Origin of the sequence: Streptococcus mitis SK597, assembly GCF_000148545.1 — a bacterium.
Taxonomy (GTDB): Bacteria; Bacillota; Bacilli; order Lactobacillales; family Streptococcaceae; genus Streptococcus; species Streptococcus mitis_C.
Window position 1 is genome coordinate 16,177 of the sequence record NZ_AEDV01000048.1, and the last position, 13,134, is coordinate 29,310.

General features: G+C 37.2%; 17 protein-coding genes, 1 tRNA gene and 1 pseudogene. 10 read left to right on the forward strand and 9 right to left on the reverse strand.

Going from position 1 to position 13,134, the window contains the following annotated elements:
• Positions 1–136: 136 nt before the first annotated feature.
• The 6 genes from SMSK597_RS0102530 to SMSK597_RS08280 all read right to left on the reverse strand — a co-directional run bounded on the left by SMSK597_RS0102530 (position 137) and on the right by SMSK597_RS08280 (position 2,235).
• Positions 137–208, reverse strand: a tRNA-Arg gene (locus SMSK597_RS0102530).
• Between the two features lie 42 nt (positions 209–250).
• A complete protein-coding gene (gene rplS, locus SMSK597_RS08265; protein ID WP_001068669.1) occupies positions 251–598 on the reverse strand; it encodes a 50S ribosomal protein L19 in 348 nt (115 codons plus the stop codon).
• 118 nt (positions 599–716) lie between these two features.
• Positions 717–1,046 (reverse strand): fluoride efflux transporter CrcB, encoded by a 330-nt coding sequence (crcB, locus tag SMSK597_RS0102535; RefSeq protein ID WP_000234808.1) that lies wholly within the window; start codon positions 1,044–1,046, stop codon positions 717–719.
• Positions 1,040–1,414: a fluoride efflux transporter CrcB gene (gene crcB / locus SMSK597_RS08270; protein WP_000712116.1), complete on the reverse strand. Its 375-nt coding sequence runs from the start codon at positions 1,412–1,414 to the stop codon at positions 1,040–1,042. The genes crcB (SMSK597_RS0102535) and crcB (SMSK597_RS08270) overlap by 7 nt, the downstream gene beginning before the upstream one ends.
• A complete protein-coding gene (locus SMSK597_RS08275; RefSeq protein ID WP_000362442.1) occupies positions 1,411–1,677 on the reverse strand; it encodes a chorismate mutase in 267 nt (88 codons plus the stop codon). Before SMSK597_RS08275 ends, crcB (SMSK597_RS08270) begins: the two co-directional genes overlap by 4 nt.
• A 114-nt stretch (positions 1,678–1,791) precedes the next feature.
• Positions 1,792–2,235, reverse strand: a complete 444-nt coding sequence (locus SMSK597_RS08280; protein ID WP_001162128.1) for a flavodoxin — start codon at positions 2,233–2,235, stop codon at positions 1,792–1,794.
• Positions 2,236–2,338: 103 nt separating this feature from the next.
• On the opposite strand from SMSK597_RS08280, the gene SMSK597_RS08285 reads away from it, so the two are divergent.
• The 4 genes from SMSK597_RS08285 (at position 2,339) to SMSK597_RS08300 (ending at position 4,434) form a co-directional block, all read left to right on the forward strand.
• Positions 2,339–3,274, forward strand: a complete 936-nt coding sequence (locus tag SMSK597_RS08285; RefSeq protein WP_000350291.1) for a DHH family phosphoesterase — start codon at positions 2,339–2,341, stop codon at positions 3,272–3,274.
• A 95-nt stretch (positions 3,275–3,369) separates the two neighbouring features.
• The gene (locus SMSK597_RS08290) at positions 3,370–3,612 is read left to right on the forward strand and encodes a type B 50S ribosomal protein L31 (protein ID WP_000710764.1); all 243 of its coding nucleotides are present in this window, start codon (positions 3,370–3,372) and stop codon (positions 3,610–3,612) included.
• A 188-nt stretch (positions 3,613–3,800) separates the two neighbouring features.
• A complete protein-coding gene (relB, locus tag SMSK597_RS08295) occupies positions 3,801–4,085 on the forward strand; it encodes a type II toxin-antitoxin system RelB/ParD family antitoxin (protein ID WP_000213590.1) in 285 nt (94 codons plus the stop codon).
• Complete coding sequence (locus tag SMSK597_RS08300; protein WP_000323662.1) at positions 4,075–4,434, forward strand: type II toxin-antitoxin system RelE/ParE family toxin; 360 nt, start codon at positions 4,075–4,077, stop codon at positions 4,432–4,434. The genes relB and SMSK597_RS08300 overlap by 11 nt, the downstream gene beginning before the upstream one ends.
• A gap of 154 nt (positions 4,435–4,588) precedes the next feature.
• On the opposite strand, the pseudogene SMSK597_RS08305 reads toward SMSK597_RS08300, so the two are convergent.
• From SMSK597_RS08305 to SMSK597_RS08315, 3 genes and pseudogenes are all read right to left on the reverse strand, one after another.
• Positions 4,589–5,032: pseudogene (locus SMSK597_RS08305) on the reverse strand (imelysin family protein); the annotation flags it as partial.
• 157 nt (positions 5,033–5,189) lie between these two features.
• The gene (locus SMSK597_RS08310; protein WP_000844422.1) at positions 5,190–6,587 is read right to left on the reverse strand and encodes an N-acetylmuramoyl-L-alanine amidase; all 1,398 of its coding nucleotides are present in this window, start codon (positions 6,585–6,587) and stop codon (positions 5,190–5,192) included.
• Positions 6,588–6,598: 11 nt separating this feature from the next.
• Positions 6,599–7,504 carry a helix-turn-helix domain-containing protein gene (locus tag SMSK597_RS08315; RefSeq protein ID WP_000106125.1) on the reverse strand — a complete coding sequence of 302 codons (906 nt, stop codon included), beginning with the start codon at positions 7,502–7,504 and terminating at the stop codon, positions 6,599–6,601.
• A 250-nt stretch (positions 7,505–7,754) separates the two neighbouring features.
• On the opposite strand from SMSK597_RS08315, the gene SMSK597_RS14020 reads away from it, so the two are divergent.
• From SMSK597_RS14020 to SMSK597_RS08340, 6 genes are all read left to right on the forward strand, one after another.
• Positions 7,755–8,984, forward strand: coding sequence for a CAP domain-containing protein (locus SMSK597_RS14020; RefSeq protein WP_001041867.1), 1,230 nt, complete (start codon positions 7,755–7,757; stop codon positions 8,982–8,984).
• A 137-nt stretch (positions 8,985–9,121) separates the two neighbouring features.
• Positions 9,122–10,423 carry an N-acetylmuramoyl-L-alanine amidase family protein gene (locus SMSK597_RS12535; RefSeq protein ID WP_000251262.1) on the forward strand — a complete coding sequence of 434 codons (1,302 nt, stop codon included), beginning with the start codon at positions 9,122–9,124 and terminating at the stop codon, positions 10,421–10,423.
• Between the two features lie 33 nt (positions 10,424–10,456).
• Positions 10,457–10,921: an NINE protein gene (locus SMSK597_RS08330; protein ID WP_001045103.1), complete on the forward strand. Its 465-nt coding sequence runs from the start codon at positions 10,457–10,459 to the stop codon at positions 10,919–10,921.
• Between the two features lie 4 nt (positions 10,922–10,925).
• On the forward strand, positions 10,926–11,408 hold the full coding sequence (locus SMSK597_RS13865) for a hypothetical protein (protein WP_000732626.1): 483 nt from the start codon (positions 10,926–10,928) through the stop codon (positions 11,406–11,408).
• A 207-nt stretch (positions 11,409–11,615) separates the two neighbouring features.
• Positions 11,616–11,972, forward strand: coding sequence for a DUF6287 domain-containing protein (locus SMSK597_RS13870; protein ID WP_000354977.1), 357 nt, complete (start codon positions 11,616–11,618; stop codon positions 11,970–11,972).
• A gap of 209 nt (positions 11,973–12,181) precedes the next feature.
• Positions 12,182–12,481, forward strand: a complete 300-nt coding sequence (locus SMSK597_RS08340) for a YbaB/EbfC family nucleoid-associated protein (protein WP_000981526.1) — start codon at positions 12,182–12,184, stop codon at positions 12,479–12,481.
• Positions 12,482–13,134 lie beyond the last annotated feature (653 nt).

Consider the following 13,134-nt stretch of genomic DNA (forward strand, 5'->3'; position numbering starts at 1 on the left):
TAATTGACTTTTGGTAAAATTTTGATCATGAATCAATCAAAGAAAAAACACTAACCTATTTTAAAAAACTAAATTGTGATTATTGCCCCTAAACAAACACTTTAAATATTCTTTATTTTTCTTAATTTACTCAAAATGCCCCCTGCTGGAATCGAACCAGCAACTACTCCTTAGGAGGGAGTTGTTATATCCATTGAACTAAGGGAGCTAGATAAAAACTCTGCTGAAGAAGCAGAGTTTTTTAGTCGAATTAACGACGGATTTCTTTGATACGAGCTGCTTTACCTTGAAGAGCACGCAAGTAGTACAATTTCGCACGACGTACTTTACCGTAACGAACAACTTCGATCTTTTCAACACGTGGAGTGTGGATTGGGAAGATACGCTCAACACCTACACCGTTAGAGATTTTACGAACTGTGTAGTTTTCTGAGATTCCAGCACCTTTACGTGCGATAACAACACCTTCAAAAATCTGGATACGTTCACGGTTACCTTCGACAACTTTCGCGTGTACACGAACAGTGTCACCAGGACGGAATGATGGGATATCTGTACGAAGTTGACCTTCAGTCAAGCTTTGGATTAATGGATTCATTTTATTCTCCTATCTTTGTCAATCTTGAGGAACCTTCCTCAGCGGATAAACTGTATTTTTGTGCGTCCATTACACACAAGATACAGTTTACCAAATTTCCACAAAAAAGTAAAGAAATTTATAACAGAATTCCTAAAAAAATCGCAACTAAACCACCTAGGTAGGTTAAGGCTAGGTAGCTATAAAATACCTTCTTATCACTTAACAGTCTTTGAAGTTCATCATTCAAGGTCGAAAAAGTCGTTAAACCGCCACAAAATCCTGTTGCTAAAATAGCATAGACTTCCTTAGACTCCACATGATTGTAGAATAATCCAATCAAAAAACAACCTAAAAGATTGGCTATGAGCGTTCCGAGTGGCAATTTAGATGCTTGATTATAGCGGGAAAAGAAATAGCGCACTAAAGCTCCGAAACCACAAGCAATTGCAAGATAAATGATTACCATTTCTTCCTCCCTAGAAAATAAGCCAAAAGTAGGCCTCCACCAATACTCAAAAGCAAATACATAACTAAACTAAGATAACGCCCTGTATCAAGCAGTTTCACAGCATCAAGCATGAGACTAGAAAAGGTTGTTAAACCTCCACAAAAGCCCGTCCCCAGTGCTAAAATAACGCCTTTACTGGTTCCCTTATAGACTAAATAGCCCTTAACAAGATAAACCAGGCAGAAAATGCCTAGATAGTTGACAAGAAGGGTGCCCCAAGGGAAATCTGGACTGGCTGGTAACCAAGTAGAAACAAGGTAGCGCACAAGTCCGCCCACCATGGCAGCTAGAAAAATTCCTAGCGGATAAAATTGTTCTTTTTTCATTTGATGTTTTGATCCTGATAATCACGCGAACGTTTGAGTATGTCCGAAAAAGTCGCTACAATAGTTTCCTGATAGCGCTTATCTCCTACACGACTTCTAACCTTTTCAAAAATAACCGCTTCTCTCTTAGTATCTAAAATCTGTTTACCTGAAGCTTTCTTATAGGCAACTACACCCTCAACCAAATGCATTCGTTCTTCTAAGAGCTTGACGATTTGGTCGTCGATTTGATCAATTTCTTGACGAATAATATCTAAATCCATACAGTCTCCTCCTTTATTTGAATTATTGTATCAAAAAGCCAACAAATAGGCTAGTAAAATCCCAACTCACGATAAAAAAATGCACTGATTGTTTCCATCAGCGCACTTTTATGCTTATCCTACTTTAGCAGCCAATTCTTCTGCGAATTGTTCCAAGCGTTCAATGTCTTCTTCCTCAGCAGAAAGATCAACTTTAACACACTCTGAACCTTTTTCTGCCCCTGTTGAAACAAAGACACGATCAAAGTCATCGACAGCCTTACAGAATTCATCGTAGAAGGTGTCACCTGAACCAACCACTCCGTAAATTTTGCCATTCAAGTTGAGATCTGCTAGGTCTTCGTAAAAGTCCATCATCTCATCTGGCAATTCACCATCACCATAAGTATAGGTCGCAACGATAGCGATGTCTGCTTCCAAGAAGTCTGAAGCGTCAACAGTTGTACATTCATCAACATCGACGTCCAATCCCAAGTCACGTAATTTGTCTGCTACAATATCTGCAATTTCTTCGGTATTACCGGTCATACTGGCAAATACAATTTTTGCTAATGCCATATCGTCCTCCTCAATTTATCTTTCTCCATTATATCACATCTTTTTCATTTTAAAAATAAAAATTCTTGTGCTACAATGAAATGAGAAAGAATTGAGGTTATTTATGGATATTTGCCATCAAATTTTAGAAAAAATTAAAGAATACGACACGATTATCATTCATCGTCATATGAAACCAGACCCAGATGCCTTGGGAAGTCAGGTGGGATTGAAAGCTCTTCTCAAACATCATTTCCCAGAAAAAACCATCAAAGCCGTTGGTTTTGATGAACCAACTCTTACTTGGATGGCTGAGATGGATTCTGTTGAAGACAGTGCTTACCAAGGTGCCCTTGTTATCGTCTGTGATACAGCTAATACTACTCGTATCGATGATAAGCGCTATAGTCAAGGTGATTTTCTCATTAAGATTGACCACCATCCAAATGATGATGTATATGGTGACCTGTCTTGGGTCGATACTAGTTCAAGTAGCGCTAGCGAGATGATTACCCTATTTGCCCATACAACCCAACTGGCCTTGTCAGATCGCGCTGCTGAGTTGCTCTTTGCAGGAATTGTCGGTGATACAGGTCGCTTCCTCTACCCTTCTACCACTGCACGGACTCTTAGCCTGGCTGCCTATCTGAGAGAACATAACTTTGACTTTGCGGCTCTCACCCGCAAAATGGACACTATGAGCTACAAAATTGCAAAACTTCAAGGCTACATCTACGACCATCTGGAAGTGGATGAAAATGGAGCAGCGCGCGTTATCCTGAGTCAAGAAGTCTTGAAACAATTCAATGTTACCGATGCTGAGACTGCAGCCATTGTCGCTGCACCTGGACGTATTGACAGCGTCAGTCTCTGGGGAATTTTTGTGGAGCAGGCTGATGGCCATTACCGTGTTCGCTTACGCAGTAAAATCCATCCTATCAATGAAATCGCCAAGGAACATGATGGTGGAGGCCACCCTCTAGCAAGTGGTGCTAATTCCTATAGCCTAGAAGAAAACGAAATCATCTACCAAAAGTTAAAAAACTTGCTTAAAAACTGATAAAATACTTGCCAAACTTTTCAGAATCTGATAGACTAGTAAGGTAACAATCTATGGCTCGCAAAGAGACCATGGCAGAAAGGAAATATTGCAAAATGAAAAAAGATATCCATCCAGAATATCGCCCAGTTGTCTTCATGGACACAACTACTGGTTACCAATTCCTTAGCGGTTCAACAAAACGCTCTAACGAAACAGTTGAGTTCGAAGGCGAAACTTACCCATTGATCCGTGTGGAAATTTCATCAGACTCACACCCATTCTACACTGGACGTCAAAAGTTCACTCAAGCAGATGGACGCGTGGATCGTTTCAACAAAAAATACGGTCTCAAATAATGATAAAAAGACAGCTTCGGCTGTTCTTTTTTGTTTCTTGCAATTAACTGCTATTTTCATGTTCCAGACTCAAAAAACTTTGCACTCTAGCTAGCTACGCGATGGTTTCTAGAGAACAAAGTTTTTTCTTGCCTAAAAAGTATAAAAGATATATACTAGCTATATATAGTATAGATTGGAGATATACCATGACGACATCACTTACTAAGCAATACAATTTTAAAATTAACGAGTCATCAATGGAACAAGCTAAAGCTATCATTAAGGAAAAAGGAATGACTATGACGGATGCTATTAGTCTTTTTATCGAGCAGATTGTTCTCGAACAGGATTTGCCAATAAAAACTGCAGAAGATTTACACCGTGAACGATTGATTCAAGAACTACAAGCCCAATCGGAACGCGCCTTAAGAGAATATGAATCCGGACAAGGAACTTCCTTAGATGATATGAGGCTACGATATGGCTTATAAAGTAATTATTTCGACTGAAGTAAGTCAGGCAATTGATAGTATCCATAACTACATCAGCACTGTTCTTTTATCACCCCAGTCTGCTAAAAATACTGTGGCCAAAATTTTAGACGGCTTAAAAAGTTTAGAAACCTTTCCTGAAGCTGGCTTTGATGCAGATGAAAAAATCGGACTTAAAATCAATAGTAAGTACCCCACACGAGGAAAAATTATCGGTCAATATATCTTGCTTTACTTTATCGATCAAACCCAAAGGACTGTTTTTCTTTCCCACTTATTCCATACAAAAAGCGACTATGTTACCTTGCTACAAAGCAAAAATCACAAAAACTCAAAATCATCATTTTAATATCCACTGCTCTCTTAATAACCTTGTACTTATAAGGAACACAATCTTCATTTTCATAAAAAACTCAAAAAAACTTTGCACTCTAGCTAGCCACACGATGGTTTCTAGAGAACAAAGTTTTTTTATTAGTGCAGATTTACTCTTCCTTATCTTGATTTTCAGTTCCTTTAGTTGTATTGTCTTCCCAAAGGATACGCTCGATACGGTGGAAACCAGACCAACCTTCTTCTGTCTTGTTTTCGTCCATATAGTCTGCCAAACGGAAGTCAATCTTGACATCTGACTCACCAAAACTTTCGGCAATCGGTTCTGAGCGCTCATAGGACATACGAATCAGTGGATAAACCTTCTTAGCTTCTTCTAACTTACCTTCTTTCAACAGTTTGACAAAGCCTTCCGTATCTGTCAATAGCTTATCGATTTGCTCTTGCACAAAAGTCTTATAGTCAGCAGTGGCCTTATCAAGCATTTTTTGCTTATCTTCAGACAATGCTGTCACCTTAGATGAACCAGTTGTATCTGCTGATTTTTCAAACCTAACAGCACAAGCTGTCAATAGCAAGACTGAAGATAAAAGGACAAAACCTAGTTTTTTCATTGTTTACTCCTATCGGTCCAGGAAACCTGAATTAATTTTATGTTTTATTATATCATGTTTTCATTAAATTTTCAGAAAATTTAATGTTATGAATAGCATTACAAATGCAAAAAACTAAGCCTAGGACAATCTCCAAAGCTTAGTTTGATCTAGTTTCTTAATTTCCAGCGTAATATTTTTGAATTCCTTTAATAATGCCTTCAACTAACTTATCTTGATATTGATCACTACGGATTCGTTGGTTTTCTTCTAGATTATCCATATAACCCAACTCTAATAACACAGCAGGTTTCGCAGTCTCACGAAGAACAGCGAAGGTGGCTTGCAAAAGTCCAGCATCTCTAGCTCCTGTCTCAGCCAAGAGAGATGAATGAAGATCTGCTGCCAAACGATTACTTTCACTCATTCGGTCTGGATTATTGTGCCAGTACTGGTTAATCTTGCTCGGATAACCCACTTCTTCCTTATAAGAATAAGTCTGTATCCCCAGATTCAGTGTTGTGTCATTCCCAGTAGCATTAAAATGAATACTAATAAAGAAGTCTGCATTCGTTTTATTTACCATACGAGAACGCTCCGTCACAAAGTCAACATCCACATCACTATCACGAGATGTTAAAACTGTATAGCCAAGTTCTTCTAAACGTTTCCGTAATTTACGAGAGACCTGTAGATTCAAATCTTTTTCAGCTATTCCATAATAGTAAGCGCCCGAATCACGTCCACCATGCCCAGGATCTAGGAAAATAGTTTTACTATAGCGCCCCTTTTCAAATCCTTTTGGAAGTTCTTGAACCCATTTACCATTATCTTTGAAAAAATGACTACTTCCATCAATAGTATAAGTTCCAGTGACATAAACGCCATCTTCTTTAAGATAATACCAAGCTTTGTAATCTTGATCATAAAGCCACTCTTTGTGAGCCATGTAGCCACCAGATTTTAGATAGTAAGAGCCAACCCATTGCTGTTCAGCATAGTGCCCACCTGACTTGAGATAAAACCAGCTAGAGTAGTTCGGATCGTACACCCATTCTTTATCTGCCATAGCCCCACTGGACTTCAGATAATAATTTCCCTTCCAGGTATTAGCCATCATGACACCATTTTGATCAAATGCATACCATTTACCATTGATTTGACGCCATTGGTTAGACAGATATTTTCCTGAACCATTGGCGTAGTACCACTTGTTAGCCATCTGATACCAGCTATTTTCAAGTAAGTAACCATTCTTATCAAATAGGTAGCCCTCATAAAGAGTATCTGTAAATTTGACACCTGTTTGACTATAATAAGTCCACTTCCCGTCTTCTTTTACCCAACCAGTTTGTAGCTTAGACTCAGTAGGAAGAGTTGGCTTTGTCTCCTGCTCACTCGAACTAGGAGTCGTTGGCTGGTTTTCTGTAGCTGCTTGAGAAACATTTGCAGAGCTAGTAGTTGAACTACCGATAGAGTTATTCGTAGGATGACTAGCATCATTAGCTAGAACTGTTTGGCTAGTGAATCCAAGAAGAGCCAGAGCAAGAATCGTAAATTTCTTATATGATTTCATTTATAACCTTTCTAGGGGAATGGAATCCCTGTGTTATTGAGTTCTTTAACTTCCTTGATGAAGGAGTTTTTTAAGGATAAAATTTCATTTTCTGGAAATAAGACTTTCATGGTATCAAGATGTTGGATAATCTGATGTCCTAGTTTTATCCCCTCTATTTTATTTTGTCTAAGAAGATTATACACCTCATACATCTTGATAGTCATAAAAGGATATAGAGGTAAATAGTAACCAGTATGGACAAAAATCCTGCAATACTTTATACGATACAATTCAATTTTATCTATCAATTGTTGTGCCAAATCATAATAAGCATTTTCAGAATAGTATTTAACAATTGTTCGAAGTACATCCACCAACATATGGGTTTGATTTGTAGCTAAAGGAAGGCTACTTGTAAGAATTTCAAAAACTTCTTTTTCTTTTTGTTGATACATTTCAAGAGGAAAATCAAATAAAGTGCCTAAGCGTTGAAATACATGAAAATCAAAAGGTAACCAGTAATCCATAGAAAACAACTGCTCTTTTAGTTGTTCAAGAATTTCCCAATCCTCTTCAGTTAGCATTTTTTCAGTAGATATGAGAGTTAGTAGATGAAGGAAATTTCTAACATAAGGATTTTCATCATCTTTGACTGTATCTTTGGCATCATCAGACTCCAAAGTTCGATCATTTCTATGTTCGACTAATTTGGTTGTCTCTTCATTTTGCATGGAAACCACAAGGATGATGTCTTCATTAGAAACAATATTCAGATTTTCAAAGATTTTAAAGAAAGTATCTGCTTTAATCATAGCTTCGCCCTTTTCAAACTTACTTAAATTATTAGGGCTAATCGCTGTACCAGCTACTTGTTTTAGAGTAAATCCTCTCTCTTCTCTCATCTTTTTAAGCGCGGGGCCGAAATTTGTAGACATAACTTTCTCCCTTATTTTATTTTAACTTCACTTTTACATTATACACTAATCATAAGCAAATAGGAGAAAAACTACGAAAACGTTCTATTTCACCTTGATTTTGGGGTGTTGATATAGAAAAACGTATTTTTTCGTAGTTTTTTTAAATTTAATAAAGTTTCTTAGTATACTAGATGTAAATTATTATAAAGGAGATGGTGGAATTAGTTTATCATAAAAACATTTATAAGAAAAATCAAGAGGAGACAAAATGAACAAACAAACTAAAAAATTCACACTTACTACAGTACTAGCACTTTCATTGTTAGGCGCTGGAACGCTTGCACCACAATCAGTAGCCGCTAATGATAGACTAGTTTCCACTAAAGAAATCAATGGTCAATCTTATCATATCATGAACTCTGAAGTAAATATCAATTCTGCTGGTACTAGCTTAGTTGGAATTGAAGGAAATTTCTTGACGCCAGATAAACAAGCTATTTTAGACCGTATAAATGCTATCAGAAAAGAAGCTGTTACGGAAGGAATAGTCAGTAGCTACGTTCCCATCAAATGGTCAACTGCACTAGAGAAAACAGCCTTTTCTCGTGCAGCAGAAGCTTCTGTAACTAAGAATCATAAACGTTTATCTAATAAAGATATTTGGAGTGCCTGGCCTTCAGGAAATTTTTCACTAGCCGAAAATTTAGCTTGGAACTATGATGGATTTATGACGGCTATTAATCAATGGTATGAAGAAAAAGCAGATTACGTCAAATCTCTTAGTGGAGCAAGTGTCTCTGCTCAAACTGGACATTATGAATCCTTAATCAATCCAGAATTGACCTATATGGGTTTGGCAGCCTTTGATAATCCTAAAAATAGTTGGATTACCGTTGCACAAAGTTTCGGAACATCATCTGGTGGCTCTGAAGAATTAGCTGGTGGTTATGGAAAAGCCATTCAATACACAGAAGCCGATTCTTCGCAAATTCAAACATTTGCGACCAAAGCGAATCTTTTTGACAAAGATTTGAAGGCTATCGGAACTCATACCAGTAAGCAAACAAAACAAGGTAAGTCTAACGGGACTAATAAACCAGGTTTCTTTTTTCAAATGCAAGATATTGGTAGGGGTATGGGTTTTTGGCGACAATCTGGCTCTCGTTGGTGGTTTATGCAACTTGATGGGTCTTACCCTTACAATCAGTGGGCACAATTAGATAATATCTGGTATCACTTCGATAGTTCAGGATGGATGCAGACAGGTTGGTTGAAAGACGGTGGGAATTGGTACTACCTAGACGGCTCAGGCGCTATGAAAACTGGCTGGCTCAAAGATAACGGTAGCTGGTATTATCTTGATAGCTCAGGTGCTATGAAAACAGGCTGGATGAAGGTAGCTGGCAAATGGTACTATGCCTATAGTTCTGGTGCCCTAGCAATCAATACGACTACACCAGACGGCTATCGTGTCAATTACAATGGTGAGTGGGTCTAGGATAAGATTATAAAAAATAGATAAAAAGAAAAGGAATACAAAAATTATGAAAAAAATACGTTTTAACTACTACAGCAGTTTTATCACTTGTAGCAACAGGAGCTACGATTTCAAGTGTCAATGCCGCAAGTGTTCCAATGGTCAGGGAATGGTCTCCAGCAGCCAATGCTTATGTTGAAACCCCTGCTCCTGGTTATCGTGATACAGATTTAGTCGCAACAGATGTGACGCTTGTAGAAAAAAGAAAAGCACAACTTGGAGCATTTTCTGATGGTGAATTTACAACGGTTGATTGGGTAGATAATGCTTATAGACAAGAATTTTCTAAGCAATTTGCAAGTTTTGAATCCAACGGCATTGCTACATTTAACGGTAAAACAATTGTCTTTAAAGCAACAGATTATGGTATCTATACCATGAAGTTTGAATTAGACGGAGTTCGTTACAAACTAACAGCCGATGTTAGAGAAAACGTAGGGAAAGGAGCACCTTTTTACACTTATGTAACCAAACTAGAAGTCTTATCAACTAATCAAGCAAATGCTATCTCGAATACAAGTACTGAAAAACAAATAGAAGCAACAATTACAAAGGTTGAAATTCATCATTTTGGAGTTAATTTTGAAGGTGTACTCTCAGAGCCACTACAACACGGAGGAGATAATGCAGCTAGAGGAAATGTTACTCTAATTGATAAGGCTAGCGGAAAGATTGTGTACCAACATAATAATGATGTCATCTTTAGTGGTCTAACTAATGACGTCAACGACCAATTTCTTTTACCTTTAATCTATAGCAATAAATTTAAAGGGGATGTTTTCGATATCAGACAGTTTCCTGCTGGAACATATATCTTGGAGATGTCAGGAGAGGCTGGCTCTCCGCGCGATCACTCGGTTGATAACAGAAAACGTGTCTTTAAAGCTAGAAAAGAGGTTACTTTCGGAAATCCTTCAACAAATTCAAATACTAATACAACAACTCAATCAGGTTTGAATTCATCTAGCTCGTCAACTTCTACAAGTTCGTCATCTGGAAACTATTCTAGCACGGATACAACCATGACGCCCCATCAGTCTAAATCTACTTGGATGTATTCGAATGGTCGCTGGTGGTATAAACACGAAGATGGCACTTATACAGCTAACGGCTGGGAAAAAATCAATGGTGTTTGGTATCATTTTGACAACTCTGGCTGGATGCAAACAGGTTGGGTAAAAGACGGTAGTTGGTACTACCTCGACGGCTCAGGCGCAATGAAGACTGGTTGGCTCAAAGATAACGGTAGCTGGTACTACCTTCAAGACTCAGGTGCAATGAAAACTGGCTGGATGAAAGTATCTGGTAAATGGTACTATGCCTATAGCTCTGGTGCCCTCGCACTCAATACGACGACCCCTGATGGCTATCGTGTCAATTACAACGGTGAGTGGATTTAACATACAATAGGAATAGATTAAGGAGACAATTATATGAACAAAGTTATAAAAATTGAAGATGAAACAGTTTATGTTGGAAAAGGTAATAATGGTCAATTTACTGCAATTTCAAGAAAAAGTTTTGGTTTTGAACCACAAGTAGGTGATTATGTAGAATTTTATCAAAATGGTGACGACTATATTGTTTCAAAAATAGATAACACATCTCCAGCCGCCTCTAGTCAACATTCAAATGGAGTAAGTGATAAATCTAAACTGGCCGCAGCCTTATTTGCCCTATTTTTAGGGGCGTTTGGTGCCTACGATTTTTACATTGGAAATACTAAACAAGGATACAAGCGTATCGTTCTAACTCTGCTAGTTATCATTCCTATTTTAATGCCATTTGTTTTACTGGCAAATGCTATTTGGAATATTATGATTACTATTCAAGTTTTAACGTCTAAAACTGGTAGTAAATGGCACCAAGATGCCCAAGGCTTAGAATTACAAGATTAAATATATGAAAAAATTATTTCTATTCAGTATTAGTATTTTAGCTATCTCTATTTTAACGGCTTGCCAACATCAGAGTGAAAACACTTCTGCAACAAGTTCTGAAGCAATTAGCTCAAGTACTAGTTCAACTTCTTCTACATCGGAAGAGAAGAAAACAGATTACACCCTATACAATACTGTCCTTAAAGAATATGCCAAAGTATTAGATGGTTCGTCAGCTTCACCTAAAGAGCTCAATTCAAAAGCAAACTTAAAAAATACTTATCCTAAAGAATACTCTGGACTACAATACAGCTTGTATGATTTAGACCAAAATGGTACAGACGAACTTTTGGTTGCCCTTAAAACGGATTCTAACTATTACGATTTATTAGATATTCGAACTCTAAAAAATGGTGAAGTTATTCGACTAACCAATGCAGAAAATAATCTGGATTTTATTGGTGAGCGCGTTCATTTTAATCCTTTAGAAAATGGCTATTTCTAATTATCTACCCGAGTATCTACTAATCAAATCCAACTTAAACTATACAAGTTGAATCAGGATGGAACACAGTTAGAGTTAGTTAGCGAATCAGATACAGAAGAGGGACTGGGGACAAAACCACCTTCCCTTGATATAAGATCTTTCTCTTGGAAATCTGTCACAAGTCTCATAAATGAAGAATCTTCCCTTCCGTCAGAAAGGAAAGGAATGGATATTTCTGCAATTCAAAATGGAGATTTTTCTAGTGTTGCAGGAACTTGGAGGAATCCTACAGGTATTGAATTCACCTTTGACAAAAATGGTTTAGTAAGTGATCATTCCAAGATTTCAATTGAATATGCTAGAGAAATTGACCACTATCTTAAGGCAAGTTCTGTTTCTAAAGATGGAGGTGCTGGTGCAGCTATTGCATTTTTACCAGCAGGAATCCCTATAACCATGTCTGTCACCTCTTCTTCAGATAATGGCTATACTGACCCATCTGATACAACACAAGATCGTTTATGGTTTGGACAACAACTTATCAATGGCCACACTGACGGATTTTTCTACAAGGTAGAATAATGACGGTAACCCCTTAAAGTTGCCATAGAATATCTAGTATCTATATAGGATAAATATTCTTATTCTCTTAGAATATCTATCCTATATTTTTATTTCCTCTACATTCCTTTCGCTACTAGATGAATTCACTCAGAAAAAGATTAGACTTTTAACCTTAAAATTGATAAAATAAAAAGGAAAATAATTGTAAAAGGAAACTGTAAATCACCATGATGAACATGCAAAACATGATGCGTCAAGCACAAAAACTTCAAAAACAAATGGAACAAAGCCAAGCTGAACTTGCTGCTATGCAATTTGTTGGCAAATCTGCTCAAGATCTTGTTCAAGCGACCTTAACTGGAGATAAGAAAGTTGTCAGCATTGACTTCAATCCAGCTGTCGTTGACCCAGAAGACCTTGAAACACTTTCAGATATGACTGTTCAAGCTATCAACTCTGCTCTTGAACAAATCGATGAAACCACCAAGAAAAAACTAGGTGCTTTCGCCGGGAAATTGCCATTCTAATAAAAAAGGCTCTATAATATTTATAGTGGGTAAATCCCTTATAGATATTATGGAGCCTATTTTGATGTAGAAAAAGTCCCATAAAATCTATAATGAAAAGCGATCAAACAATCATTAGAAAGAATCCTATGGAACAATTACATTTTATCACAACTGCTTGATATTGAAAACTTTTTTTCTCATACTAAGTCCTAAACGCTAAAATCATTCTTAATCTTTTTTACCATTTGTTATTATATTCCTAAATTCCGGCTAAAACAGTCCACCAGACTGTTCTACTTCAATACTTAAGGCAAGTTGTAAGTCATGCCAAGCCATGAAGTAATTTAATCAAAGATTTCATGAGTACATGGTCATCAAACGCTACTAACAGCATAGTAGTAAACTATTGTATCGCCGACTTTTCGTATGTGCTTAACTACTAAAAAGATTATAGAGACACTCTTGAGTTGCTAAGAAGAATGAAAGCATCACTATAATCTCTTACATTTTTACTTCTAAAGTAAGGTTTTTCGTACTCATTGAGAATAATCTAAAGCTAGCCTATCCTCGCTTTCAGGTCTTTTTTTAGAATCTTTCTAAAGAAAGCATCACCGCCCTTCAATTATTTTATTCCAACGTAAAATTAGGAGAGACTAATAATCTTATCCAAT

What these genes read in the sequence shown, in the direction of transcription:
- SMSK597_RS08285 (WP_000350291.1), top strand. Translation starts at nt 2,339, where the DNA reads ATGGATATTTGCCATCAAATTTTAGAAAAAATTAAAGAATACGACACG.
- SMSK597_RS08275 (WP_000362442.1), bottom strand. Translation starts at nt 1,677, where the DNA reads ATGGATTTAGATATTATTCGTCAAGAAATTGATCAAATCGACGACCAA.
- SMSK597_RS12535 (WP_000251262.1), top strand. Translation starts at nt 9,122, where the DNA reads ATGGTCAGGGAATGGTCTCCAGCAGCCAATGCTTATGTTGAAACCCCT.
- SMSK597_RS08300 (WP_000323662.1), top strand. Translation starts at nt 4,075, where the DNA reads ATGGCTTATAAAGTAATTATTTCGACTGAAGTAAGTCAGGCAATTGAT.
- SMSK597_RS08290 (WP_000710764.1), top strand. Translation starts at nt 3,370, where the DNA reads ATGAAAAAAGATATCCATCCAGAATATCGCCCAGTTGTCTTCATGGAC.
- SMSK597_RS08280 (WP_001162128.1), bottom strand. Translation starts at nt 2,235, where the DNA reads ATGGCATTAGCAAAAATTGTATTTGCCAGTATGACCGGTAATACCGAA.
- SMSK597_RS08330 (WP_001045103.1), top strand. Translation starts at nt 10,457, where the DNA reads ATGAACAAAGTTATAAAAATTGAAGATGAAACAGTTTATGTTGGAAAA.
- SMSK597_RS08315 (WP_000106125.1), bottom strand. Translation starts at nt 7,504, where the DNA reads ATGTCTACAAATTTCGGCCCCGCGCTTAAAAAGATGAGAGAAGAGAGA.
- SMSK597_RS08340 (WP_000981526.1), top strand. Translation starts at nt 12,182, where the DNA reads ATGATGAACATGCAAAACATGATGCGTCAAGCACAAAAACTTCAAAAA.
- relB (WP_000213590.1), top strand. Translation starts at nt 3,801, where the DNA reads ATGACGACATCACTTACTAAGCAATACAATTTTAAAATTAACGAGTCA.
- rplS (WP_001068669.1), bottom strand. Translation starts at nt 598, where the DNA reads ATGAATCCATTAATCCAAAGCTTGACTGAAGGTCAACTTCGTACAGAT.
- SMSK597_RS13865 (WP_000732626.1), top strand. Translation starts at nt 10,926, where the DNA reads ATGAAAAAATTATTTCTATTCAGTATTAGTATTTTAGCTATCTCTATT.
- crcB (WP_000712116.1), bottom strand. Translation starts at nt 1,414, where the DNA reads ATGAAAAAAGAACAATTTTATCCGCTAGGAATTTTTCTAGCTGCCATG.
- SMSK597_RS13870 (WP_000354977.1), top strand. Translation starts at nt 11,616, where the DNA reads ATGGATATTTCTGCAATTCAAAATGGAGATTTTTCTAGTGTTGCAGGA.
- SMSK597_RS08310 (WP_000844422.1), bottom strand. Translation starts at nt 6,587, where the DNA reads ATGAAATCATATAAGAAATTTACGATTCTTGCTCTGGCTCTTCTTGGA.
- crcB (WP_000234808.1), bottom strand. Translation starts at nt 1,046, where the DNA reads ATGGTAATCATTTATCTTGCAATTGCTTGTGGTTTCGGAGCTTTAGTG.
- SMSK597_RS14020 (WP_001041867.1), top strand. Translation starts at nt 7,755, where the DNA reads ATGAACAAACAAACTAAAAAATTCACACTTACTACAGTACTAGCACTT.